Below are 24,258 nucleotides of genomic sequence, written 5' to 3'. Positions count from 1 at the left end.
GATCTGTTTACTCACTACTCTCCTAATAAAAGGTTTTCAATTTCTTTTAAACCTTTTTGACGTTCAATTGGATCCCAAAATCCCCAAGTTGTTGTTAATGTATGCACATTATCTTCTTTAACAGCATTTAACCCATTCCATACCTCACCTTGAGTGACGTTGTCATAAAATTCACCGCTATTAAAGTATGTGACGTCAATAATATGATCTGGATTGTACTTCACTAAGCCCTCAATCGAGATATTTTCACCAAAGTCATCAGGAATGTTCTCTGCTGGCGTCAGCTTAAGATCATCAAACAATAAAGCATTGGTTGCATGATTGTTTCTACCATAGACACGAATGTCTTGCTTGTTAATGGAAACAGCCATAAATGTTTCTTCACCAACCGCCTCACGAATACGCTCGCCAATATCTTCTGCCTCTGCTTCTAGCTCATCAATCACTTTTTGACCTTCTTCAAGTTTCCCTACAGCTTCAGTTACTTTTAAATGGTCATCTCTCCAGTCCCCGCCAACTTCTACTACGACAGTTGGGATCGAATCAGAAAGCTGCTCATATAACGGTTGATAACGGTCGCTGATAATAAGCAAATCAGGATCTAACTGAACAATTTCTTCTGGATTTATTTCATCAGAAAACGGCAGTGCCATTACGTTCTCTAACTCTTCTGTTAAATGCGGAGGAAACTCGTTGTCATACGCCATTACAGCATAAGGCTCGACTCCAACAGAAACTAATGAACCTTCCCATGACACATGTGATAATACTACTACCTTTTCTGGATTAGCCGGCACTTCTGTTTCACCATACAAATGTTCAACAGTGTAACTGCTAGGTGATTCATTCTCACTTGACTCTTCTGAACTATTCTCTTCTGTCTCTTCTACTGTTTCGGAATCTTCTTCTGCCGCAGCCCCAGTAGACTCTTCCGAACTATTACCGCATGCAGCTAATAAAGTCACTGCAATCAAGCATAACAAAGCCAATAGTGTCCATCTTCTTCTCATCTTTTTTCCCCCTGTACAATCAATAATGAAATTCATTATCAATGATAAGTATTATCAATTAAAAATAACATGGTCATTTTTACCTTTATTCTTGTACAAATGATTCCCTGCTTCTTTCCTTCCACGGACTATTTCTATATTTAATTAGTTGATCACGGTAATCCTTTTTTAAAGATAGATGGAGCTACTCCTTCTTTTTTCTTAAACAATTTACTAAAGTAAAATTCATCTTGAAATCCAGCAAGGTCTGCAACTTCTTTTAATGTAATATCCTTTTTCTCTCTCATTAGCTCCTTTGCTTTTTTTATACGACAGCTGTTGATAAACTCTTTAGGAGAAAACCCCGTATGTCTTTTAAACGCTCTTGAAAATGATGCAGGCGTCATATTAGCCTTCTTTGCAAGCTCTGAAACAGTAAGAGGTTCCATATGAGGTTCAACTATATGATTAGTAATTTCTTCAATAATGATTTCCATTTTACCAGGATACGATGTATGCTCTTGCGTAATTAAATCTAGCAAGCTCCAGAAAAGAGTCTGTTGTTTGCAGTATTGATTAAACGAGTCCTTTGCAACAGTAAACAGCTGTTTCCATAAAGGATCAACTTTCGTTTGTGATGCTTTATATAGTACAGGCGGTTCTATCAACCTCTTACGATCAATCCAAACGACAGCAAAAAAGAGGGTAGTTACTTGGTTTAAACCATAAATTCTATCTGTTTTATCAACCCATAAAATGTTTCCGTTCTGATAAATACCCTCCTTGCCTGGTTGCTCAGCCTGCACTCTCTGTACTTTCCCTGTCTCTATGTATAGCAATAACATCTCATTATCTTCTATCCCAACATCCAACAGCTTCTCACATTCCAGCGTTTGGAAGGAGATAGATTTCAGCTGAAGTATACAAGCATTACTTATAGTCATATCAAAACCCTCTCAAAAAATGAATTGACAAATTTACCAAATGAATAGTAGATTTATAATCAATCATAACGAAAATGATAATCATTTTCATTAATTATTTTATAAGAGGGATTAACAATCATGTCAATACTATCGAAAACAAGTAAAACAAGAAAATTTTTATCTAGAAATGGTCATCCCGGCCGCTGGATGATTGCAGGATTATGTGGCGTATTGTTTAGTCTCATACTATCAATTGGCCTCGGTGCAGTATGGATTCCCCCATCGGTCATCCTAGATTCACTCATATCCTTTACCCCTGACTTAATTGAGCATCAGCTTATTCACGAGGTTCGTATACCTAGAGCCTTAACTGCGGCCTTGGTTGGAGCCGCTTTAGCTGTGGCAGGAACACTTATGCAGGGGTTAACTCGAAACCCTCTTGCTGACCCTTCCATAATCGGGATCACTCAAGGTTCGGCTCTCTTTATTGCTATAGCATTAGCCTTTTTTACTAATCTATCATATTGGCTTCTTCTTGGCTGGTCATTTATGGGTGCAGCTCTTGGAGCCATTTTAGTCTTACTATTCTCTGTGGTATCAAAAGAACAGTTATCTCCTGTCACACTTACACTCGCCGGAGCTGCTCTTAGTATGTTATTTAGTTCTTTATCTACAGGCATTGCTCTTTACTATCAAGTCTCTCAAGATTTAAGTTTTTGGTTTGCTGGGGGATTATCGGGAGCAAAATGGATTCATGTGTACATACTTTTACCTACAGTCGTTGCTGGTTTAGTAATAGCCTTTCTCATGAGCCGCTCTCTAACTACGCTTACAATGGGAGATGACATCGCTACAGGACTCGGGCATTCACTTCATCTAGTAAGGTGGCTGAGCCTAGCAGCGGTTGTTTTATTATCAGGAGCTGCGGTATCAATTGCTGGAGCTATTGGCTTTATCGGTTTAGTCGTGCCTCATATTGTTCGGTCTCTTGTAGGTGTTGATTACAGGTATATCCTTCCACTAAGTGCTATACTAGGATCATTTTTATTAGTTGTTGCTGATATAGGGGCTAGGATGATTAACCCGCCTTTTGAAACACCTGTTGGCGCTATCACTGCTCTTATCGGTGTACCCTTTTTTCTATATTTAGCTCGTGTGAAAGGAAGAAGCATGTAATGGAATGGATTAATGCGTACCATCAATCAAAGAAAGCTCTGCTGATCATCATATTCTTGATTTTCGGGACCTTTATACTCAGTCTCTCTACTGGAATTATGCCGCTTTCCTTATCTGAGATTATCCATACATTCCTTGGAAATGGAACAGCTAATCAAGAACTTGTCCTCTATCAATTAAGGCTGCCGCGCATGATTATAGCGCTATTAATTGGGGCAGGTCTTGCTGTTTCTGGTGCTATTTTACAAGGACTTTCCCGTAATGCATTAGCGGATCCAGGGATTTTAGGAATCAACGCCGGAGCAGGCCTTGCCGTTGTATTGTTTATCTTTGTTTTCAAACAGGCTGGCTCATCAGGTGTTGTCTCTCCATTTGCACTGCCTGTCTTTGCGTTTATTGGTGCACTTACAGTCGCCTTGTTAATCTATTCATTGTCTTTTAAAGGTGGTGTAGATCCTGGCCGGCTGCTATTAATTGGGATCGGCTTTAATGCGTTATGCGGGGCACTTCTTATTATTATTCAACTGAAAATGGACCCAAGAGATTTTCAACAAGCAACCATTTGGTTAACAGGAAGTATTTGGGGCACCCAATGGCGCTATGTTAATGCCCTTCTTCCATGGATCATTGTTTTACTTCCCTTTGCATTTTTCAAAGCGAAAACGATGAATCTGCTGCAACTTAGTGACCCTGTACCATATGCACTTGGAATGAATGTAGAGCGTGAAAGAAGAATATTGTTACTGCTTGCTGCGGCATTAGCTGGTGCTTGTGTGGCAGTTGGCGGGGGTATTTCTTTCTTAGGATTATTAGCACCTCACCTTGCAAGGCGTTTAACCGGACCAAACTTCTACAGCCTTCTGCCCGCCTCAGCGCTAATCGGCATGCTTATTCTGCTCTTTTCGGATTTTGTAGGAAAGAATCTGTTAGCTCCGGCTGATATTCCAGTTGGTATCGTCATTTCTGTGATTGGAGCGCCTTATCTAATTTATATGCTTCTTACTAAACGAGGTAATGGAGTTAAAGCCTAAAAAAAGCCCATCCGTTAATAAGTACGTGCAAGTTCCTACGGATGGGCTTTGGCTTATTTTGAAACAGGTTCTCTATATTCTTTTGTTCCGATTACGTGATATACATCTTGCCCGCCCTCAAGAATAAATGCAGGCTTTGGCTTACCGCGATTGGCTCTATGGCCAGCAAGGTGCACTTCGCTTGTTTCCCAAGCTTTCCATGCTTCTTCTGACTCCCAACGAATTAAAACCATAACTTCTTCATTGCCTCTACGCTTCTTTTTTTGTAAAACTGTGAGATCTAAGAAACCAGGCTGCTCCTCAATGATCCCTTCCGTCGCAAATTTTTCAACCATTTTATCCGCGTATCCTTCTTCTACTACCAATGTTTTTACTTGAACAAACATGGAAAATCCCTCCTTATGGTGATAATATTATTATAATTGATATAGATAATCATTTTCAATTAAAAGAGGTAAAAAAACTGTTCTTGCTTAAATAAACAAGAACAACAGCTTTTGTTCGTTCTGTGAAGGTTAATCGGCGTAATGATCCTTAGAAGGTGTACAATTCCTCCCCTCACTGACACATACCAGATCTGAACTGACGCAATAAAAAAGAATCAGCGCAATTCAGCCGGCAATAAAATCAAATACTCAATGAACCCGCGCAATATGCTCTCTAATCTATGCATAAACAGCTTGACCTCACGCAATTACGAGTTTGCTATGTCACTCACCTGGGTCCGCATATCGTTCAAAACCCTTGCTAAACTTCGCCAATCAGGCCTTGGTCTGGTGTAATGGCTGCTTGCCCAGAAACCCAATTGGCTGGTATGCCTTGACCTGTCTGCTGATTATGCTGCAGGCCTTGGATTAAGCGTAGGATTTCAAAAGCATTCCTCCCTACTTCAGGGGGATAGATGCTTCTTGCTTTTATGATTCCTTCAGGGCTTATAATGACCGTGCCACGCATGGCATAGCCACCTTTTGAATCTAATACTCTATAGGCTCTTGAGATCGCTTGATTTCGATCACTAACAAGCGGATAGGTTACTCTTGCTGCATTGGGCGAGACTTTCGTAAATACTTTATGGGCATACACACTGTCTGTACTAATCCCAAGGACATCTGCTCCTAGGGCTTGAAGTTCAGGATAAAGAGCAGCGACCGCTGCTAATTCGGTTGGTCAAACGAAGGTAAAATCACTCGAATAAAATAATAAAATCGCCCATTTCCCTCTATAATCAACAAGGTTTATTTTTTCAATGCGATCGGTTTTCGAGTGATAAGCCTCGGCTGAAAACAACGGGGCCATATCGTTCGTTTGTGCACAAAAGGGAAGATCACATTGCTCTACATCATGTACTGTAAATGCATTGGATTGATGCCTCATCCGCTCACCTCCATTCATTTTACCATTCTATGCACATCAGAGCTTAGCTTATGCTGCTTTTTAGAAAAGTGTAAATAAAAAAAGCCTCTATATTAAGAAGCTTTTTGCATCTCTTGATCTATATCCTCCCAGGAGATAAAACGTTCGAGACAGATAGATAAGACAACACCCATAATCAATCCATTTGAAATGATTGGTTGTATGAGATTAGGAATTCCGTTAAATGCTGCAGGCGAAATCGCCATTAAACTGACACCTAAGAGCAAAGGACCTGCCAGTCTGAAAATAGTATTAGAAGTAAAACGTTCTCCCCTTAAGCTGTTAAATGCAGTTCCAAACAATTGAAGATACGCTACAAAAAGAACGGCATTCCCAACTGAAATAGGAAGAGTAATCAAAAAGGCTGTAACTGGTGGGATCAGCCCTACTAACGAGAGCATTCCTCCTGCCAGTAAAAAAGGTTCTTTCCGGTAAATTTGTGTACTTTCTAAAAAGCCGATCGATGAAGTGAATGGCGTATATGGTACAAGACCAAAGCCTGAAACGATAATCGAGAAAAAGCCGGTCCAAAAAAACGATCTGCGGTACTGCCCTGCATTAGGTGTATCCTTAAATAATTCTGCGGCTGCTTGGATAGAGGCAACCGTGTTCGTCAAATTTAACATTCCTGCAAAAAAAGCCACAGCGATAATACCATATTCAAGATTAGGCGGTCCTAATGGATAAAGAGCAAAAGAAAGTCCCTGCATGACCACAGGCTCTCCCTCGTTTGGAAACACCGCAGCATAAATGATCCAGCCTACTACGATTCCTATTAATATGGAAAAGTTGCTGATCATTTTTGACCCTTTTATTTTCAATATGCTAACGAAAACAACGAGCACTAAGGAAAGAATGCTGACGGGAATATTGATCACCCCCTGCTCTGTAATGCCAAGCATCCCTTGAAAGAATACAAAAATTAATTGAAAAGTTAACAAAAATAAATATACAGTCATGACCATTGGAGTGAAGATCCGCTGGACATATTTAATCCAGTTTAATGCAACAAGAAGAATCGTTACTACCCCGGCTAAAAGAATGCCAGTTGCAAGCCCCCCGCCTATTTGCGTGTACGACATGCCCATAGCAGAAGCTGATAAACCAAGATTGAGCATGACTCCCCATAAAAGCCCAGAATGCCCTTCCATTAAAGGATACCTATGACCGAAAAGCCCTTGAATCATACATGCCAGCCCTGTAAAGATCAGTGAACTGCTAAGCATTAACGTAACGGTTTCAGAAGGGACTTGGAAGGCTTGTGCCACTGAAAGAGGGACAACGATCGTGTTGGCAAAAATAAAAAATAACCATTGAACAGACGATGTCAGTGTAAAAGCTGATACCCATTTCCTCATTTTAATCACCACGTTTTAATCACTACGAATTTTTATAGTCTACCTCTTAAGCATACATTTAGAGAGACGAAAAAAGAAGAGGTTTCATTACATAAAGGAAAATGATTCAGATTCATAAAAGAAGGGAAAGGAAATTAGTAATAAAACTAGAATGTAATGGTACAAGGTATTAGGCATACTACTTAATAGGAATTTTAAGGAGGGCTTTTAATGTTAAATGATAAACTTCTCGAAGCTTTAAATGAGCAAATGAACTTTGAATTTTATTCTGCTCACACGTATATGGCGATGGCAGCCTACTGTTCTGCTGAGGGGATCGACGGATTTGCTAACTTCTTTTTAGTCCAAGCAGAAGAAGAGAGATTTCACGCAATGAAGTTTTATAACTTTATTAATACCTTAGGAGAGCGAGCTGTCATTTCAGGGTTTGAGGCACCTAATAACGAATTTCATTCCATTTTAGATGTGTTTGAAAAAGCGTTAACTCAAGAAAAAGTAGTCACAAAACGGATCTATCATCTCTCCGATTTAGCATGGGATGTAAGAGAGCATGCCACAATTAACTTTCTAAAATGGTTTATTGAAGAGCAGGTAGAAGAAGAAGATATGTTTGACAGCATTATTCAAAAACTAAAGCGTATTGATAATGACAGCAATGCGTTCTTCATGATGGATAATGAGTTTGCAAAACGAACATTTACACCTGGTGAATAGAAGAAAGCCCCGCAGCAATTGCGGGGCTTCACTATTTCACTTAATCAAATGATTTACTCATTTGTTTCTACTGTCATCTGCTTAATGATTTGTTCTTGTCCTTCAACCGGCATATCACCAGGCATTGTTTCTACTGATACAATGTCATCTACAACGTCCATTCCCTCGATTACCTTGCCAAATGAAGCATATTCACCATCTAGTGAAGGCGTATCAGCAACCATTATAAAGAATTGAGAACCTGCTGAATCAGGGTCTTGTGATCTTGCCATAGAAATAACACCACGTTCATGCTTTAAATTATTTTCAAATCCATTACTAGAAAATTCACCCTCGATTGAATGTCCAGGGCCGCCTGTTCCATTTCCATCTGGGTCTCCGCCTTGAATCATGAACCCTGGAATGACTCGGTGAAACGTCAGTCCATCATAAAAACCATCTTCTACAAGCGAAACAAAGTTCTCGACAGTTTGTGGAGCTACTTCTGGGTAAAGTTCAATAACCACTTCTCCCCCGTCCTCCATTTCCATCGTAACAACCGGTCCTGCCTCATATCCAGTATCCGAACTTTCTTCCTCTTCATTATCAACTGTCTCGCTCTCATCTGCTTGTCCACAAGCAGTCAGCAGCATGAGAAGCATAGCTAAAAGACTCCATTTAAATGCTTTTATCATGTTATGTACCCTCTTTCCTTTTAAGATCACCCCCATTATACTACAGTTAAATATTTCCTTCACCTGTTTCAATGACGTATTTATGCTATATTAATATAAACAAACATGAAGGAGAATTTCTATATGCATCAGAATAGAGAACTATATGATTTCCTAAAAGAACATTCTCATCAAATATCACAGGATTGGTATGCATCCATCGATTAGCAGGACCCAGCCTCTATTTATGCTTCAAATAACCAAGCGGTGGTTAACGAATTACGAAGTAAAAATCACGAGTATGTCGAACAAATCATTCAATTATTTATTCATGATGAATGTGAATTTTATAACGCGTTTAAAGCCTGGTCAGAAGAACTTGCCAAAGATGTTAAGCATCTAGACACGCCTCTGCACTATGTCATACGCGAGTTCTTTTCTACAAAGAAAGTGCTCCTATCCTACATTAAAAAATATGCGCTTTTAAATAAAGATAAAGTAGATTTTGATGATATCTTCAGCTGGACTGAAATCGTCATTAAATTTGTTAATATCTCCGTCACGATCTTTATCGAGGCTTATCATCAAAATACAACCAAGCGCTTTCTTGCACAGGAAGAGGTTATTAATGAATTAAGCTCACCTTTAATTCCTCTTCAAAATCAAACTGCCCTCCTTCCATTAGTCGGGAAGATTGATTCTGCTCGCGGGAAAGTTATTTTAGAAAAGACCTTAAATCAATGTGCCGCAAAAGAAATTTCTACATTATTTGTTGATCTTTCTGGAGTGTTGACAATAGATGAGCTCGTTGCAGAACAGCTGTATCATTTAATCGAATCGCTGCGCTTAACTGGTGTGGAAACGATTCTTTCTGGAATCAGACCTGAAATTGCGCAAATGTCGATAAAGCTTGGACTTCGTTTTAATCGTTTAACAACAGCCTCCTCACTTGCAAAAGCGTTATCTAGTACAACTAAATCTAACGATGATAAAGAAAGAACTCTCCTTTAAGAAAAGGAAGAGTTCTTTTTATCTTTACTTATTTTATTCAATCGCACCTTCTACATCATATAATTCAAGATCAATATCTGTTGGAATCTCAAGTGCAAGCTTCGCTAGTTCACGGCCCAAATAAGGTCCGACCGTTAATCCAGAAGCTCCTAATCCATTGGCAAGCAGGACGCCTTCCCAACTTGGAAGCGGGCCAATGATAGGAAGGAAGTTTGGTGCAACCGGCCTAAAGCCTACCTTCGCCTCTAAAAACGTACTATCATTTAAATAAGGGGCAATGTGCAGTGCTTTATCAAAAATATCATGAAGCCCGCCAACTGTCGGACGCATATCATAGCCCATCTCATCTTCATGAGTGGCCCCAGCCGCGATCCTTCCATCTTCAAAAGCCAGTAAATATTGATTATTAGGCGGCATCACAACAGGCCAGGATTCTGTATCCTCATCTCGGACTTCCAAATGAACGATTTGAGCTTTTTGAGGTTCAATCTTTAAAGTAACTCCGAGAGGCTTAAATAGCTCTTTTGCCCAAGCTCCAGCTGTTACAATGACTTGATCACTTAGACGCTCTTCACCACAGCAGACCACTCCTATCACTCGGTTGTCTCTTGCGATTAGCTGCGCATCTGCTTCCACAAATTCAGCCCCGTGCTTTTTGGCTGCCTCAATCAGTGAATCCCTAAGTGCACGTCCATTCACCCTAGCTCCTCCGCTTACATGTACCGCACTAAAGTCCTCAGACAACAGTGGAAAGAGGCTTTTCACCTCTTCTTTGGAAAGGCGGGTAATTTCCCCGATTTCCGGAGCATCTTCAAGCCTTTTGTTTGCTCTTTCTTCCATTTTGTCTAACTTGCCCTCATCTGTATGTAAACTGATTGTCCCCACTTTTTTATAGCCTGTCTGTGTTTCCCCTAGTTGTTCTAATTCGTTTATTAATGATGGATAGTATTTCGCGCCATTTTTGGCGAGCTGATACCATGCTTTATTTCTCCGCTGTGTAAGCCACGGACACACAATTCCCGCTGCTGCTTCTGTTGCTTGTCCTTTGTCCCTGCGGTCTATAATCGTCACTTTTGCACCCGACTTCGCTAAGTGATACGCGGCAGATGCACCAAGAATACCTGCTCCTACTACAATAACTGACTTCATCATCTACTAACACCTGACTCTCCTTCATTTATAGTAGTAGTGTACAAGAACCGCTCTTTTTCTACAAACGGCTAACATAGAAAGCCATCATAAATCGATGATAAACGAAAAATAAAAAGCAAAACTGCTCAGCTGAACAGTTTCGCTTTTTGGAACGTGTGTTTAAATTTATCTAAGAGGCTAACTTTTTTGTATTCCATATCTGATAAGTCCGGTGTGTAGAGTTTATATGAATTTTTACCATTAAATTTGGCAAAGTACATCGCTTGATCCGCATGTTCAATTAATAAATCTTTATCCTCTCCATCGTCAGGATACATACTGACCCCAATACTAAGTGAGATATTCGCTTCCTTCTCATTAATTTTATACGGCATAGCAACCCGTTCTAATATTCTTTCAGCAATCGACTCAATTTCTTCTTTACATGTCTCTTCAAAAAGAACGATGAATTCATCCCCGCCAATACGAGATATTAAATCCTCTTCCCTTATACTTTCATTTAACCTGCTTACAACTTCTTTTAATAACATATCTCCTGCATCATGACCCATTGTATCATTAACGATTTTAAAATCATCTAAATCAATAAACATTAAAGAGAATGTATGTTGATGCCTCTTCGATCTAGCTAGGGCTTTTTCGATATGACGATACAATGACTTTCGATTTGGCAGATCTGTTAAATCATCATAAAAAGCCATTTGCTTCAGCTCATTTTCAAGAGTTTTACGGCTTGTAATATCAATCATCTGTCCGATGATTTTGGTCACTTCACCGTCATTATCTGCAATCGGTGTCGCAATCTGCATGATCCATTTACGCCCTTGTTCTGGGTGGACAATCTCGAACTCAACCTTGGAGGATTCTCCAGCTAGTAAGCGCTGTTCATGCTCTTCTACTTTCAATTGATAATCTGGCAGAATAGAAGCCTTCCAATCTTTTAATCGCTCGGGAGTATAATCAGTACCATACAAGTCTTTCATACCTTCTGATACATACATTTCATGAGAAGAAAGAGAAAATTGAAAAATAGCTCCCTCTAATGAATCTAGCAACGTTTCATATTCTTCTTTTTTCTCTTGAAATTTTTCGTTTGCAGCTTCGAGAGTCTCTGTTTTTATTTCCAATTGCTCCATTTTCAAAGAGGCATCGTCTATAATCCCTCCAAGCCACCACACTACAGGAATGGACAAAAGTACTACTGTTGCCATCCACGTATAGCTTAGCAGGGAAAGAGTGATCAAAATAGTGATTACTGTAAAAATAAGCGCTGTCTTCTTGCCTATCATCTTCATATCGCATCATTTTCCTTTTAAATATAGGATACTTTCTTTCTTCATTATAAATAAAATTTGACATAGTTCTACATAATTATGGCCAATCCTCCCTAATAAGTCTAATTACCTATAAATCATAATGTTAAACTTCTTTTTTAAGGACGAATTCTTACTCTAGTCCCGTTTGGAACAATACTGCCAAGCTCTTCTACATCTTGGTTAAACATTCGAATACACCCTTTCGACACGGCATGGCCGATTGAGGATGGATCATTGGTCCCGTGGATGCCGTAACTTTTCTTAGATAAGGACAGCCAAAGGGTTCCAAACGGTCCGCCTGGGTTTGGCTCACGATTTACAATAATAAATTCGCCAACAGGAGTATCATAAAGCATGCGTCCTACTGCAATAGGGTACACCTTCTGCAGCTGTTCATTTTCATATAAAGAGAGGGTTCTATTAGAGATGGATACATCAATGAAATACGGTATTAACGCAGGGTCAGGAATTCCAGGAATAACAATCGGCTGGCCGACATAGATCATATTTGGATTGGGGATTTGATTGGCCGCAAGGATTGCTTGATATGGCGTGCGATAATCTTCAGAAATGGAAAACAATGTTTCCCCTGGGAGTACAATATGCTGATACATAAAAAACCTCCTGCCTTATAAGTATTACTACATCTTATGAGCAAGAGGTTCATTTTTAGTTCTATTTAATTCAATGCTTCTGACTTTCTTTTTGTTTATGCCTAATCACGCGCTTTGCAAGATATTCTACAAACTGGTCATCAGGCAGAAGCCAAGCAGCATATTTACGTTTAATAAAACGCTCCGCTTTCTCAAACGAATTAAAACTGTCTACTACTTTATCCTTAGAATCAACAACCCACCGATTCTCTTTTGTTGGGTAGATAAAGTATTGATTGTCATCGGGGCTGGCATATAAACTGCCATTTTGTGATTCCTTGGTATTCAAATAGTTGCGGCTGGCATCCATTCGCAAGGGAGCAAGAGCAAAAGGCTTGGTCACAAATAATTGAAAGGCTTCGTTCGTTAATTGACATCCAGAGGCTTTTGCATGACCCCCGCCGTCAAACTTTTTAGCCACTTCAGAAACGTCGATATCATCATGAATCGTTCTAAAACTGATCTTCCGGCCTCCTGCATTTAATATCGTAATATAATCAAGGTGCGGACTTTCCTTACCAAGTTCATTCCCTAGCTCTGAATGATACGACTCTGCATAAACAATGCCTGTACAATGTTTACCGACAAATGTCTGGACCATTTCACGTCGCTTCCGGCGTATATAACGCTCAATTTTTGTTTCTTCCATCGCTAGTAGTTTTCCTTCAAATTCATCAAAGGAGAACGCATTATTTTCTTTTAAACGGGTGACCATTCTCTCTTCAAATTCATCCATCGAGATCATAAAAAACAAATCATTTAAACGTTTAGCATCGACTGTCTCATTTTCATCCCATTCCCACGTATCCCATTGCCTGACAAGATCAACGAATTGATCAATTGCGGGTTTTGGCTCTAATAATTGCTGCTCACATAAATACTCATACAATAGAGAAGTTGCCGACGTAAGCCGTCCGTCCTCATATTCTACTTCTACTTTCGCCCAGTCATACTCGTTAAAGTGAAGAGCCGTCTTATGATGATCAATTAGTACGGCATTCCCTCCTTTTTGTACATACTCCTCCACCCTCTTTGTATTCTCTTCATTTATAGACAAATCACTGATAATAAGCCGTTCTGTCTCTTTTTCCTCTTCAAAGAAACGTTCAATCTGCCTGTCTAGACTCTGAACAGAATTATAAAAAACCTTAACCTTATCACCAAAAGCAAGCTTTGCTACAATCCCGCAGCCTATCCCATCTAAATCGTTATGTGTGTATAATCGGTACATTCATAACCCTCCTCGCACCATTAGTATGTACGAGGCATCTAGAATTTATGGTGAATTTAAATAAAGAAACTGTAAATAATATGATATGTATCCAGGAATTTTTGAACTTTTGTTAAACATGCAGGAATCCATAACCTGACTTTAGAATGAACTAGGTATAAGTCACTCGCTTCGATTGTTTTTTGGGACATCGATGCGTATTGCTTTTTATTCAGGTTATTATTTATTATAATTATAATGTAATAATCGATATTGTCTTTTCATTTTTAAGACAGATCGTTTTCTTCACATTCTTTACTACAGAAAGGGGAAATACGAATGGACACGCAAAACAATGAAAATGCAGGAAAGTGCCCTTTTACAGGCGAAAGCGGCGACAAACCATCTAGAGGTACTAAAAATAAGGATTGGTGGCCAAATCAGCTTGACTTGAATGTGCTTCATCAACATGATACAAAGACAAACCCGCTTGGTGCGGACTTTAATTATGCAGAGGAATTTAAAAAGCTTGATTACGATGCTCTGAAACAAGATCTTCTTAACCTCATGACAGACAGCCAGGATTGGTGGCCTGCAGATTACGGTCATTATGGTCCATTCTTTATTCGTATGTCATGGCATGCAGCTGGTACATATCGTACAGTAGATGGCCGCGGCGGCGGCGGAAGCGGCTCGCAGCGCTTTGCTCCTCTTAACAGCTGGCCTGATAACGGAAACTTGGACAAGGCTCGCAGGCTTTTATGGCCGATCAAACAAAAATATGGAAATAAGCTTTCTTGGGCAGACCTGCTCGTTTTCACTGGTAATGTAGCAATTGAATCAATGGGTGGAAAAACGATCGGTTTTGGCGGAGGTCGTGAAGACATCTGGCATCCAGAAGAAGATGTGAACTGGGGACCTGAAAATGAATGGCTCGGTAATAACCGCTATTCAGGTGAGCGTGATTTAGAAAATCCACTTGCAGCTGTTCAAATGGGCTTAATCTATGTTAATCCAGAAGGACCAGACGGAGAGCCTGACCCTCTTGGAAGTGCGCGCGATATTCGTGATACGTTTAAACGAATGGGAATGAATGATGAAGAAACGGTTGCACTGACTGCAGGCGGGCATACATTCGGTAAAGCGCACGGCGCAGGTGACCCTTCTCATGTAACAGAAGAACCAGAGGGAGCTTTAATTGAACACCAAGGCTTTGGCTGGAAGAGCACACATGAAGTCGGCCATGGTCCTTTCACGATTACAAGTGGAATTGAAGGTGCCTGGACCCCTACTCCGACGAAATGGGATATGAGTTATTTTGATATGCTGTTTGGCTATGAGTGGGAGCTGACTAAGAGCCCTGCCGGAGCTTATCAATGGGCGCCGATTAATCCAGATGAAGATCATCTAGCACCTGAAGTTGATGATCCATCTAAAAAGGTTCCAACGATGATGACAACAGCAGACATGGCAATGCGTATGGATCCGGAATACGAGAAAATCTCTCGCCGCTTCCACAAGAATCCAGACGAGTTTGCTGATGCATTTGCTCGGGCTTGGTTTAAGCTGCTTCATCGTGATATGGGGCCTCGTGACAGATATCTAGGACCAGAAGTGCCAGAAGAAGAATTTATTTGGCAGGACCCTATTCCAAAAGTGGACTACGAGTTGTCTGCTGCAGAAATTAAAGAGCTTAAAGAAAAGATCTTAGCATCTGAACTTACTGTAAGCGAGCTTGTTAAAACGGCTTGGGCTTCAGCCTCAACCTTCCGTAATTCTGATAAACGGGGCGGTGCAAATGGCGCCAGAATTCGTCTTGCTCCGCAAAAAGATTGGGAAGCGAATGAGCCTGAAAAGCTTTCTAAAGTATTAAACGTTTATGAAGAGATTCAAAGCAGCCTAGATAAAAAAGTCAGCCTGGCTGATTTAATTGTACTAGGTGGTAGTGCAGCGGTTGAAAAAGCAGCTAAAGATGCCGGCTTTGATGTTGAGGTTCCGTTTACTCCAGGTCGTGGTGATGCAACGGAGGAGCAAACAGATGCTGAAAACTTTGAGGTGTTAGAGCCTGTATCAGATGGATTCAGAAACTATCAGAAGAAGGAGTACAGCATTAAACCAGAAGAGTTCCTTGTTGATAAAGCACAGCTGCTTGATTTAACAGCTGCTGAAATGACTGTTCTAATTGGCGGAATGCGCGTACTCGGAGCGAATTATGGCGATACACAGCACGGAGTATTTACTGATCGTGTCGGTACGTTAACGAACGACTTCTTCGTTAACCTGCTTGATATGGGACTTGAGTGGAAGCCAGTAGATGGCGGTGTATATGAAGGATATGACCGCAAATCAGATGAACTCAAACGTACTGCAACAAGAGTAGACCTCGTATTTGGTTCTCACTCAATCCTGCGTGCTCTAGCTGAAGTATACGCACAAGACGACAGCCAAGAGAAGTTTGTTCGTGACTTTATCGCTGCATGGGTGAAAGTAATGGATGCAGATCGATTTGATGTGAAGAAATAAAATAGCATTAAATAAAACACTTTATAGGCTTTCTGGTCTGAACGCTCAGGCCAGAAGCCATGTAAGGTGTTTTTTTGCAGTCTCGTTTCCTACAATAAAAAACCCCTTTGGATGAAAACCAAAGGGGTGATCTGATTATTTATTCTTTTACTACTCTACAGTAACACTTTTCGCAAGGTTACGTGGTTTATCTACATCACAATCACGGTGAAGGGCTGCATAGTAAGAAATCAGCTGCATTGGAATAACGGCTGCAAGCGGCGTTAGATACTCGTGCACCGCTGGAAGCACAAATGCATCGCCTTCTTCTTCCATACCTTCCATACTGATAATGCATGCATTCGCACCACGTGCTGCTACTTCTTTTACATTCCCGCGGATGCTTAGGCTTACGTGCTTTTGAGTCGCTAGAGCAATAACCGGCGTTCCGTCTTCAATAAGGGCAATCGTACCATGCTTAAGCTCTCCGCCAGCAAAGCCTTCTGCTTGAATGTATGAAATTTCCTTCAGCTTCAGAGAGCCTTCTAATCCTACATAAAAGTCTACTGCGCGGCCGATAAAGAAGCAGTTGCGAGTGATTGTTAAATAATCACGTGCAATTTGTTCGAACTGCTCTTTTTGGTTCGTAAGAGTTTCCATTGCATTAGCAACAATCGCTAGCTCTTGTAATGGATCAAAGTCAAGCTTGATTCCTTTTGCTTTTGCCGTATCAACAGCAAGCAATGTTAACACAGCCATTTGAGCTGTATAAGCTTTTGTTGATGCAACGGCAATTTCAGGTCCTGCATACGTGTGAAGCGTAAAGTCAGCTTCACGAGAAAGCGTTGAACCTGGTACGTTTGTAATCGTTAATGCCTTGTGGCCGCGTTTCTTCACGTCAACTAATACTCCGCGAAGGTCAGCTGTCTCACCACTTTGCGAAATGAAAATAAAGAGTGGGTTATCTGATAGTAAAGGCATGTTATACAAGAATTCACTTGCAATATGAACCTCTACCGGACGTTGTGCAATTTTTTCAATTAACTGCTTTCCAACAAGACCAGCGTGGTAGCTCGTTCCTGCTGCAATAATGTAAATACGATCTGAACCCTTCATAGCCGCACGAATGTCGTCATCAAGGCGTACAGAGCCGTCTTCGTTTTGATATTTTTGAATGATGTTACGGATAACAAATGGCTGCTCATCAATTTCTTTTAACATGAAGTGAGGGTACGTTCCTTTTTCAATATCACTTGCATCAAGCTCTGCTGTGTAAGGCTCACGTGTCATGACCGTGCCATCAAGAGTTTTGATTGTAATACTCTCACGTGTCACAATAACAATTTCCTCATCCATGATTTCAACAAACTGATTCGTTACTTGAAGCATAGCCATCGCATCAGAGGCAATAACGTTTACGTCATCGCCAACCCCAATTAGTAACGGGCTCTTATTTTTCCCTACATATACAGTGTCAGTATCTTCGTTATCAAGAAGAGCAATCGCATACGAACCTTTTAATAAAGACAGCGTATGACGGAAAGCATCTTCAATTGATTTTCCTTCAGCTGTAAACTTCTCTACTAATTGAACAATGATTTCTGTATCCGTATCACTTTTAAGTTCTACATTTGTTAGATGCTCACGCTTAAGCTGTTCATAATTCTCAATAACACCGTTGTGAACAAGCGTATAGCGTTCTGTTGTACTTTGATGCGGGTGAGCGTTAACCTTGCTCGGTACACCATGCGTTGCCCAACGTGTATGACCAATTCCTACCGTTCCGTCTACAGTTGTATCAACTACATCACGTAATGAAGCAATACGCCCTTTTTCTTTAAATACATGAACTCCGTTATCGTTCGCTACAGCAATACCAGCTGAGTCATAGCCTCGGTATTCAAGCTTTTCAAGTCCACGTAATAGAATTTCTTTCGCATCTTCTGTACCAATATATCCAACAATACCACACATAATAAATTACCTCCTGAAGTCAGGGGCAAGAAACCTAGAGGGCATACTTGCCCCCACTCTTTTCATTTTAATTATTGTGGCATGCTGTTTCTGATTTTGTGCAAAGAGTCACCCCTTTGTTTTTTACAGAAACTTAACGGCTGTCATGCTACAACCGGAGGGCATCCGCCGAACAATCGATAAACCCTCTCCTCGTCAACTACACAGATTTCCGTCCATGTGTAGTTCAGGCGCTTTTTATTTCTACCAAAATACCTCTACCCTCCTCGTTATAAATACAAACATTATCATACAAGATTGATGTATGAACGTCAATCATTGGTAAGATTTTTACACCTTATTTTAGAAGATTTTTAGAAGATTAGATGAAAGAGTGAGAGAACCTTGCAATACTAAAAAAATATGCATGAGAAGTGGATTTGGTTCACCTCTCATGCATAATCTTTATTCAGCCAAGCCCATTTCTGCTTCAACGACCTTAGCAATTTCTGTTACATATTGTTCACATTTTTCTTCTGTTTTAGCCTCTACCATCACGCGGACAAGCGGCTCTGTTCCTGATGGACGTACAAGAACACGTCCTTCTCCTGCCATATCTGCCTCTACCGCTTCAATAGATGCACGAACCTTCTCATTATCCGTTACGGCATGCTTATCCGTCACACGGACATTTACAAGCGTTTGAGGGAATGTTTCCATCTCACTTGCCAGCTCAGACAGCTTCTTGCCCGTTACTTTCATGATATTAACCAGCTGAAGCGCTGATAACATCCCATCACCTGTTGTAATATGATCTAGGAAAATAATATGTCCGGACTGCTCACCACCTAAGTTGTAGCCTCCCTTTCTCATTTCCTCCATCACATAGCGATCACCAACACCTGTTTGTTTCGTATCAATGCCAGCCTCTTCTAAGCCTTTGTAGAAGCCAAGGTTACTCATTACTGTTGAAACGACGGTTCCATGATTAAGCCAGCCTTGCTCCTTCATGAAGTTCGCACAGATAAACATAATGTGATCCCCATCAACGATTTGGCCGTTTTCATCAATTGCAATCAGACGATCAGCATCTCCATCAAATGCCAGTCCTACTTGTGCTCCCTTTTCTACTACAAGCTCTGCAAGATGTTCTGGGTGAGTGGAACCACAGTCTTCATTAATGTTTATACCGTTTGGCGAGGTACCCATTGTTGAAATATCCGCTTCAAGATCTGCGAATAAATGCGGTGCAAGGGATGATGCTGCCCCGTTAGCACAATCAAGCGCAATATGGATGCCAGAAAAATCGTCTTGAACCGTTTGTTTTAAGAACTGAATGTATTTCTGTCCGCCTTCAAAATAATCATTTACTTGACCGATAGCATCACCAACAGGACGCGGCAGAACATCTTCTGTGTGATCAATAAGGTCTTCAATTTCTTTTTCTTGCTCATCTAATAATTTAAAGCCATCAGGACCAAAGAATTTGATGCCGTTATCAGGCACTGGATTGTGGGAAGCTGAAATCATTACACCAGCATCAGCGCTTAACGCCTTTGTCAAATAAGCAACCCCAGGAGTTGAAATAACGCCTAAGCGCATAACTTCTGCACCAATAGACAAGAGGCCAGCAACTAATGCGCTCTCAAGCATTTCACCTGAAATCCGCGTATCACGTCCAATGACAACACGCGGTTTATCTGTTTGCTTAGTTAAGACATAACCACCCATTCTCCCTAACTTAAATGCAAGCTCAGGCGTTAAATCCTTATTTGCAACTCCTCTTACACCATCTGTACCAAAATATTTACCCATGTTTTAACTCTCTCCTTCAGCTATCATCACTCAGATTCTGATTGGTCTGAGACGATTACCTCTACATTTGTTTTACTCACACTAAACCGAATATTTTGAGGGCCGTTAATTTTAATAGGAACAGAATGCTCCCCTTCACTTAAGCCGCTAACATCAATATAGACTTGAATATCATCTACAGAAAATTGGTCGAGATTCGTTTCTGCTCCGTGAGCAATAATAGAAAGGGTATCATCCTCTCCTTCATTGAAACGGACATCTGTTTCGTCGCTTGCACCAATCATTTCAATCGGTACATCTGACCATTGTCTAGATTCTTCTTCTGCTACATTCACAGTCACTTCCACCACTTCAGGATCAATCGTCTGCACTCCTGCTGGTACAGGAAGCTCCATTGTGAACGTCTCGCTTTCTGTTATGTCATCAAGATCAATCGTTAACCCTTCTAACACATTAATCGACTCTATCACATCAAAGGGACCGTAGATAACCGCTTCTTTTGGTTCAACGTTAACTGACTCGATACTTAAGCCTTCTTCAAGCTCGCCTTCGCGAGAGACTTTAATCGGCACACTTTTATTAGGGCTTGTGACAGGCACCCTTACATCAACAATTCCTGGTTCTACATCTAAGTGAAGCTCATTTCCGCTGCTGTCATACAGTTTAACCGGTACGGCTTCCTCAAGCATTTTATCTGCGTCTGTCACATCTACATAAGCTTTAGCATCTGCTACTTCAGCAGCTACTTCCCTCGCTGCTGTTACTGTGACATTAACAGGAGAAACCATCGGCGTGCCTACTGAATAGCCTTCCTTTACCCCATCAGTATTGACAAGCTCTACATCAACCGGGATAGACACGGTTTGCTTTTCTTGGAGCTCTACTCTAGCAAATTGAGGGACAATAGAAACGGATAAATCACCCGGAAACCCTCGATGTTGAATGCTTAGTGTATGTACTCCTTCTTGTCTCTCTGTAACATCTACAAAAACCTCATATGTCGGTCTCATCAGCTGAAAAAACGCGATTGCACTTTGAGAGCCGCTTAATTTCACCTGAACATGCTCGGTTTGATCGACAATTGCAAAATTCTCTTCATCATATAAAACAGAAACTTCCACTTCCTCAAGCGTTGAAGTTCTATCACTTAAGGATGGCAATATGCCAGGCTGGCTGGTCAAATCATCCATATTCACCATCGCAAATAACATCAAAGCAATAAAGAAGGAAATAATTTTTACAAACCAATGACTGTTAAATAGTTTATCCATTCTTCTTCCCTCCCCACTTCCAGCGAGAAGATGTTTGCTGCTTGCTTTCTGTTAACAGATTATTTTCTAGCAATAGCCTTAATTGTTCTTCATCTAGATCTCTGTGCAATTCACTATTTTTAGTTAATGAAATCGCACCCGTTTCTTCTGAGACAATGATCGTTAGACAATCTGTAACCTCACTGACTCCAAGAGCTGCTCTGTGACGCGTCCCGAGTTCTTTTGAGATAAATGGATTCTCAGATAAAGGAAGATAACAACCTGCAGCCAATATCTTATCTCCTTTAATAATAACGGCCCCGTCATGTAGAGGAGTATTCGGGATAAAGGTGTTGATTAATAGCTCTGATGTTAAGTGAGCGTCCATTGCAATACCTGTTTCCACATAATCAGACATCCCCGTCTCTCGTTCAACAGACATTAACGCTCCAATGCGACGTTTCCCCATATAAACAGAAGCCTTTACGATGCCTTCAATTGATTTTTTCGTAGAATCATCTTCTGGTGGTGTTCTGCTTGAGAAAAAGCGTCCTCGGCCCAGTTGTTCAAGGGCACGTCTCAATTCCGGCTGGAAGATGATAATAATCGCTAACAAACCATAAGTTAAGGTTTGAGACATGAGGAATTCAAGCGTTCTAAGGCCAAAAAATCTACTTATAAACCATACAACGAGGATAACGGTTATCCCTTTAACAAGCTGTACTGCTCGTGTGCCGCGTATGATCATAATGAGCTTGTACACAACGTATGTGACAAGTAAAATATCTACAACCTGCCCAATATAATTGAGCCACGTATAATCCTCGAATGGGAACATGGCACTTTCCTCCAAACCATTAGCATTCAACTACACTTTCATTGTTTACCCGTCATCTATACATAACTTTGTAGGTATTAGTCATTTTACACAACTTTTATTCATTCAAAACGAATTGTCTTCAATCTAAGCAATAACTCATTGAATTCATTTCATCAACTGTATCATTATACCATACATTCATCATTTCTTTTTAGGTCCGTTTCTCGCTCAATTAGAAAAGATCATTAAAAAAGGTCATTAAAAAAAGCCCCTTATCGGAGCTCAGTTATCAGGCCTTACTATTCATCGTCTCGTTGAATAATTGAGAGTACTTCATTGAAGAAAGTTTTCGTGTGATACCATATCCAATCAAGCACTTGGTCTACTTCATCAATTTCTCCTGAAACACTACCGGCAGAAGCTAAATACGGTTGGCTGTTCACTAATAGGATATTGCCTCGCACCTCACCTTCCACCACTAACTCTCCATTTCGAACGACAAGATCGCCATCAATCACTTCCCCCTCTGGAACAATGACACGTCCACTTTCATGATCAATCTGAACATTCCCTGAGCCTGTAAAACTAATTTGATCATTATTGTTCCCTTGCCATAAAGTAGAGACACTTGTTGACATGAGTAAAATAAATACAGCAGCAGCTACAAGAATAGGGTGGTTTTTCATCCACCGCTTCCAAGTAGATTTGGTTTTTGATGTGGTTTTCTTTTGAGGCAGGTTAGCCATCACATTTGCTGTAAAATCTTTAGGTGCTTCAATATGGGAGGCACTTTGGACAAAGGCAATAGCCTTCTTTAATTCACGAACATGCATCTTGCAATGAGAACATTCATTAAGGTGTTTTTCTAACGTTTGTCTCTCTGTTGAAGTGGCTTCACCGTCTAAGTATTTATGAATTAATTGCTCATAGCTTTGTTCACATTTCATCATTAAGTCCTCCTTTCTACAAATGACGCATTCGCTTCCTTAGCGCTTCTCTGCCACGGTGAATACGAGTCTTCACAGTAGATACAGGCAGGTCCATAATCTCACTAATTTCCTTTAATGAGAGGTCTTCTAGATATTTCAATATAATAGCTGTTCGATATTTAACAGGCAGCCTATTGATTTCACCTTGAACCCACTCCTGCATTTCAGCGGTGACAATTTGTTCTTCAGGAAGATCATCACTTGCTGCTAATTGACTTTCATAGGTTAGATCCTGAGACCCTTGAACTTGATCTTGCAAATAGAAATCAGGCTTCTTTTTTCTCAAACGGTCAATCGCCACATTTGTAGCAATGCGGAAAATCCATGTTGAGAACTTACGATTCGTATCGAAGCGATCGAGATTAGTATAAGCACGGAGAAAAGCCTCTTGAGCGACATCTTGTGCTTCATGAGCGTTACCAACCATACGATATGCTACTTGATATACTTTGTCTTTATATAACTCTACCAACTCTGCAAATGCTTGCTCATCACCTTGTTTTATTTCTAGGATGATTCGTTTCACAATCGCTTCCATTATTTATCCCCTGCTTATATTCAATCTATAGTGATTTACGTTTGGATTTATTATTAGGTTTCATTTATCAGGTTTTATTTATTAGGTTTTATTTTTTTCTTTGCATCTTTTATTTTATCATAAAACAATATGACCAACTTCCTAATGATGTTTTAATTTGATAATAATGGGTATTAAAATAATAACCAGTTATTTCCGTTAGGAGGGTGTAAAATATGCTTATGATGACATGCTCACACAACGATCTTCTTTATCAAATTGAAGCAGCTAGACATAAATTGAATGAACTTGCACAGACAATGCCATTACATTCAGAATTAATTGTTTGGCAAAGTCAACATTTAGATGAATTACTGAACGAATATGATTTGTTATTAAAAGAAGAATAAAACAATAAAAAACCCTTAGCTGACAGGCTAAGGGTTGAAATATGTAAGTTTGGTGGAGCCTAGCGGGATCGAACCGCTGACCTCCTGCGTGCAAGGCAGGCGCTCTCCCAGCTGAGCTAAGGCCCCTTATGTATGGAGCGGAAGACGAGATTCGAACTCGCGACCCCCACCTTGGCAAGGTGGTGTTCTACCACTGAACTACTTCCGCATCAGTTCACCTTAGGAAGATGAACGATATAAAAATGAGCCATGAAGGACTCGAACCTTCGACCCTCTGATTAAAAGTCAGATGCTCTACCAACTGAGCTAATGGCTCTAAAAATGGCTGGGCTAGCAGGATTCGAACCTACGCATGACGGAATCAAAATCCGTTGCCTTACCGCTTGGCGATAGCCCAAAA

The 24,258-nt window shown here is 40.5% G+C and carries 22 protein-coding genes and 4 tRNA genes; 6 read left to right on the top strand and 20 right to left on the bottom strand.

What is annotated here, in order from left to right:
• Positions 1 to 14 precede the first annotated feature (14 nt).
• A complete protein-coding gene (locus A33I_RS12365; RefSeq protein WP_022628721.1) occupies positions 15 to 1,010 on the bottom strand; it encodes an ABC transporter substrate-binding protein in 996 nt (331 codons plus the stop codon).
• A gap of 152 nt (positions 1,011 to 1,162) precedes the next feature.
• The gene (locus tag A33I_RS21300) at positions 1,163 to 1,933 is read right to left on the bottom strand and encodes a helix-turn-helix domain-containing protein (RefSeq protein ID WP_022628720.1); all 771 of its coding nucleotides are present in this window, start codon (positions 1,931 to 1,933) and stop codon (positions 1,163 to 1,165) included.
• 120 nt (positions 1,934 to 2,053) lie between these two features.
• On the opposite strand from A33I_RS21300, the gene A33I_RS12355 reads away from it, so the two are divergent.
• Positions 2,054 to 3,091, top strand: coding sequence for a FecCD family ABC transporter permease (locus A33I_RS12355; protein WP_022628719.1), 1,038 nt, complete (start codon positions 2,054 to 2,056; stop codon positions 3,089 to 3,091).
• Positions 3,091 to 4,122 (top strand): FecCD family ABC transporter permease, encoded by a 1,032-nt coding sequence (locus tag A33I_RS12350; protein ID WP_022628718.1) that lies wholly within the window; start codon positions 3,091 to 3,093, stop codon positions 4,120 to 4,122. Before A33I_RS12355 ends, A33I_RS12350 begins: the two co-directional genes overlap by 1 nt.
• 53 nt (positions 4,123 to 4,175) lie before the next feature.
• Here the strand turns inward: A33I_RS12350 and A33I_RS12345 are convergent, their stop codons facing one another.
• The 3 genes from A33I_RS12345 to A33I_RS12330 all read right to left on the bottom strand — a co-directional run bounded on the left by A33I_RS12345 (position 4,176) and on the right by A33I_RS12330 (position 6,893).
• On the bottom strand, positions 4,176 to 4,508 hold the full coding sequence (locus A33I_RS12345) for an antibiotic biosynthesis monooxygenase family protein (protein ID WP_012957202.1): 333 nt from the start codon (positions 4,506 to 4,508) through the stop codon (positions 4,176 to 4,178).
• Between the two features lie 361 nt (positions 4,509 to 4,869).
• On the bottom strand, positions 4,870 to 5,496 hold the full coding sequence (locus A33I_RS12340; RefSeq protein ID WP_274423079.1) for a peroxiredoxin: 627 nt from the start codon (positions 5,494 to 5,496) through the stop codon (positions 4,870 to 4,872).
• Positions 5,497 to 5,588: 92 nt separating this feature from the next.
• Positions 5,589 to 6,893 carry a uracil/xanthine transporter gene (locus A33I_RS12330; protein WP_022628715.1) on the bottom strand — a complete coding sequence of 435 codons (1,305 nt, stop codon included), beginning with the start codon at positions 6,891 to 6,893 and terminating at the stop codon, positions 5,589 to 5,591.
• 210 nt (positions 6,894 to 7,103) lie between these two features.
• Here A33I_RS12330 and A33I_RS12325 point away from each other — a divergent pair, with 210 nt between their 5' ends.
• Positions 7,104 to 7,607, top strand: coding sequence for a ferritin (locus A33I_RS12325; RefSeq protein ID WP_022628714.1), 504 nt, complete (start codon positions 7,104 to 7,106; stop codon positions 7,605 to 7,607).
• 53 nt (positions 7,608 to 7,660) lie between these two features.
• Here A33I_RS12325 and A33I_RS12320 read toward each other — a convergent pair whose 3' ends face one another.
• A complete protein-coding gene (locus A33I_RS12320; protein WP_022628713.1) occupies positions 7,661 to 8,281 on the bottom strand; it encodes a peptidylprolyl isomerase in 621 nt (206 codons plus the stop codon).
• 246 nt (positions 8,282 to 8,527) lie between these two features.
• On the opposite strand from A33I_RS12320, the gene A33I_RS12315 reads away from it, so the two are divergent.
• Complete coding sequence (locus A33I_RS12315) at positions 8,528 to 9,271, top strand: STAS domain-containing protein (protein ID WP_022628712.1); 744 nt, start codon at positions 8,528 to 8,530, stop codon at positions 9,269 to 9,271.
• A gap of 33 nt (positions 9,272 to 9,304) precedes the next feature.
• On the opposite strand, the gene A33I_RS12310 is transcribed toward A33I_RS12315, so the two are convergent.
• The 4 genes from A33I_RS12310 to A33I_RS12295 form a co-directional block, all read right to left on the bottom strand.
• Complete coding sequence (locus tag A33I_RS12310; RefSeq protein ID WP_031311618.1) at positions 9,305 to 10,420, bottom strand: NAD(P)/FAD-dependent oxidoreductase; 1,116 nt, start codon at positions 10,418 to 10,420, stop codon at positions 9,305 to 9,307.
• Between the two features lie 128 nt (positions 10,421 to 10,548).
• A complete protein-coding gene (locus tag A33I_RS12305) occupies positions 10,549 to 11,718 on the bottom strand; it encodes a sensor domain-containing diguanylate cyclase (protein ID WP_022628710.1) in 1,170 nt (389 codons plus the stop codon).
• Positions 11,719 to 11,855: 137 nt separating this feature from the next.
• On the bottom strand, positions 11,856 to 12,353 hold the full coding sequence (locus A33I_RS12300) for a L,D-transpeptidase family protein (protein ID WP_012957192.1): 498 nt from the start codon (positions 12,351 to 12,353) through the stop codon (positions 11,856 to 11,858).
• Between the two features lie 70 nt (positions 12,354 to 12,423).
• Entirely contained in the window at positions 12,424 to 13,623 is a 1,200-nt protein-coding gene (locus A33I_RS12295) for a DHH family phosphoesterase (RefSeq protein WP_022628709.1), read from the bottom strand.
• A gap of 318 nt (positions 13,624 to 13,941) precedes the next feature.
• On the opposite strand from A33I_RS12295, the gene katG reads away from it, so the two are divergent.
• Positions 13,942 to 16,125 carry a catalase/peroxidase HPI gene (gene katG / locus A33I_RS12290; RefSeq protein WP_022628708.1) on the top strand — a complete coding sequence of 728 codons (2,184 nt, stop codon included), beginning with the start codon at positions 13,942 to 13,944 and terminating at the stop codon, positions 16,123 to 16,125.
• Positions 16,126 to 16,275: 150 nt separating this feature from the next.
• Here the strand turns inward: katG and glmS are convergent, their stop codons facing one another.
• The 6 genes from glmS to sigW all read right to left on the bottom strand — a co-directional run bounded on the left by glmS (position 16,276) and on the right by sigW (position 23,469).
• Entirely contained in the window at positions 16,276 to 18,078 is a 1,803-nt protein-coding gene (glmS, locus tag A33I_RS12285) for a glutamine--fructose-6-phosphate transaminase (isomerizing) (protein ID WP_022628707.1), read from the bottom strand.
• A gap of 444 nt (positions 18,079 to 18,522) precedes the next feature.
• Entirely contained in the window at positions 18,523 to 19,872 is a 1,350-nt protein-coding gene (glmM, locus tag A33I_RS12280) for a phosphoglucosamine mutase (protein ID WP_022628706.1), read from the bottom strand.
• Between the two features lie 26 nt (positions 19,873 to 19,898).
• Complete coding sequence (locus tag A33I_RS12275) at positions 19,899 to 21,143, bottom strand: CdaR family protein (RefSeq protein WP_022628705.1); 1,245 nt, start codon at positions 21,141 to 21,143, stop codon at positions 19,899 to 19,901.
• Positions 21,136 to 21,960 carry a diadenylate cyclase CdaA gene (gene cdaA, locus A33I_RS12270; RefSeq protein ID WP_022628704.1) on the bottom strand — a complete coding sequence of 275 codons (825 nt, stop codon included), beginning with the start codon at positions 21,958 to 21,960 and terminating at the stop codon, positions 21,136 to 21,138. The genes A33I_RS12275 and cdaA overlap by 8 nt, the downstream gene beginning before the upstream one ends.
• Before the next feature lie 281 nt (positions 21,961 to 22,241).
• Positions 22,242 to 22,892 (bottom strand): anti-sigma-W factor RsiW, encoded by a 651-nt coding sequence (gene rsiW, locus A33I_RS12265; protein ID WP_338012136.1) that lies wholly within the window; start codon positions 22,890 to 22,892, stop codon positions 22,242 to 22,244.
• Between the two features lie 13 nt (positions 22,893 to 22,905).
• Entirely contained in the window at positions 22,906 to 23,469 is a 564-nt protein-coding gene (sigW, locus tag A33I_RS12260) for an RNA polymerase sigma factor SigW (RefSeq protein ID WP_022628702.1), read from the bottom strand.
• A gap of 215 nt (positions 23,470 to 23,684) precedes the next feature.
• Between sigW and A33I_RS20275 the strand changes: the two genes are divergently transcribed.
• Positions 23,685 to 23,858 carry an aspartyl-phosphate phosphatase Spo0E family protein gene (locus tag A33I_RS20275; RefSeq protein WP_012957183.1) on the top strand — a complete coding sequence of 58 codons (174 nt, stop codon included), beginning with the start codon at positions 23,685 to 23,687 and terminating at the stop codon, positions 23,856 to 23,858.
• Positions 23,859 to 23,908: 50 nt separating this feature from the next.
• Here the strand turns inward: A33I_RS20275 and A33I_RS12255 are convergent.
• The 4 genes from A33I_RS12255 to A33I_RS12240 form a co-directional block, all read right to left on the bottom strand.
• Positions 23,909 to 23,984 (bottom strand) — tRNA-Ala (locus A33I_RS12255).
• Positions 23,985 to 23,991: 7 nt separating this feature from the next.
• A tRNA-Gly gene (locus A33I_RS12250) sits at positions 23,992 to 24,066 on the bottom strand.
• A 35-nt stretch (positions 24,067 to 24,101) separates the two neighbouring features.
• Positions 24,102 to 24,174: transfer RNA gene (locus A33I_RS12245), tRNA-Lys, on the bottom strand.
• A 6-nt stretch (positions 24,175 to 24,180) separates the two neighbouring features.
• Positions 24,181 to 24,255, bottom strand: a tRNA-Gln gene (locus tag A33I_RS12240).
• Between the last annotated feature and the right edge of the window lie 3 nt (positions 24,256 to 24,258).

Origin of the sequence: Alkalihalophilus marmarensis DSM 21297 (genome assembly GCF_000474275.2) — a bacterium.
GTDB lineage: Bacteria > Bacillota > Bacilli > Bacillales > Bacillaceae_D > Alkalihalophilus > Alkalihalophilus marmarensis.
Note: the sequence above shows the minus strand (reverse complement) of the source record. Positions and strands in the feature narration are given on the sequence as shown.

Excerpts from the sequence above, each read along its gene's own strand:
- A33I_RS12365 (WP_022628721.1), bottom strand. The coding sequence starts at position 1,010 with ATGAGAAGAAGATGGACACTATTGGCTTTGTTATGCTTGATTGCAGTG.
- A33I_RS21300 (WP_022628720.1), bottom strand. The coding sequence starts at position 1,933 with ATGACTATAAGTAATGCTTGTATACTTCAGCTGAAATCTATCTCCTTC.
- A33I_RS12355 (WP_022628719.1), top strand. The coding sequence starts at position 2,054 with ATGTCAATACTATCGAAAACAAGTAAAACAAGAAAATTTTTATCTAGA.
- A33I_RS12350 (WP_022628718.1), top strand. The coding sequence starts at position 3,091 with ATGGAATGGATTAATGCGTACCATCAATCAAAGAAAGCTCTGCTGATC.
- A33I_RS12345 (WP_012957202.1), bottom strand. The coding sequence starts at position 4,508 with ATGTTTGTTCAAGTAAAAACATTGGTAGTAGAAGAAGGATACGCGGAT.
- A33I_RS12330 (WP_022628715.1), bottom strand. The coding sequence starts at position 6,893 with ATGAGGAAATGGGTATCAGCTTTTACACTGACATCGTCTGTTCAATGG.
- A33I_RS12325 (WP_022628714.1), top strand. The coding sequence starts at position 7,104 with ATGTTAAATGATAAACTTCTCGAAGCTTTAAATGAGCAAATGAACTTT.
- A33I_RS12320 (WP_022628713.1), bottom strand. The coding sequence starts at position 8,281 with ATGATAAAAGCATTTAAATGGAGTCTTTTAGCTATGCTTCTCATGCTG.
- A33I_RS12310 (WP_031311618.1), bottom strand. The coding sequence starts at position 10,420 with ATGAAGTCAGTTATTGTAGTAGGAGCAGGTATTCTTGGTGCATCTGCC.
- A33I_RS12305 (WP_022628710.1), bottom strand. The coding sequence starts at position 11,718 with ATGAAGATGATAGGCAAGAAGACAGCGCTTATTTTTACAGTAATCACT.
- A33I_RS12300 (WP_012957192.1), bottom strand. The coding sequence starts at position 12,353 with ATGTATCAGCATATTGTACTCCCAGGGGAAACATTGTTTTCCATTTCT.
- A33I_RS12295 (WP_022628709.1), bottom strand. The coding sequence starts at position 13,623 with ATGTACCGATTATACACACATAACGATTTAGATGGGATAGGCTGCGGG.
- katG (WP_022628708.1), top strand. The coding sequence starts at position 13,942 with ATGGACACGCAAAACAATGAAAATGCAGGAAAGTGCCCTTTTACAGGC.
- glmS (WP_022628707.1), bottom strand. The coding sequence starts at position 18,078 with ATGTGTGGTATTGTTGGATATATTGGTACAGAAGATGCGAAAGAAATT.
- glmM (WP_022628706.1), bottom strand. The coding sequence starts at position 19,872 with ATGGGTAAATATTTTGGTACAGATGGTGTAAGAGGAGTTGCAAATAAG.
- A33I_RS12275 (WP_022628705.1), bottom strand. The coding sequence starts at position 21,143 with ATGGATAAACTATTTAACAGTCATTGGTTTGTAAAAATTATTTCCTTC.
- cdaA (WP_022628704.1), bottom strand. The coding sequence starts at position 21,960 with ATGTTCCCATTCGAGGATTATACGTGGCTCAATTATATTGGGCAGGTT.
- rsiW (WP_338012136.1), bottom strand. The coding sequence starts at position 22,892 with ATGATGAAATGTGAACAAAGCTATGAGCAATTAATTCATAAATACTTA.
- sigW (WP_022628702.1), bottom strand. The coding sequence starts at position 23,469 with ATGGAAGCGATTGTGAAACGAATCATCCTAGAAATAAAACAAGGTGAT.
- A33I_RS20275 (WP_012957183.1), top strand. The coding sequence starts at position 23,685 with ATGCTTATGATGACATGCTCACACAACGATCTTCTTTATCAAATTGAA.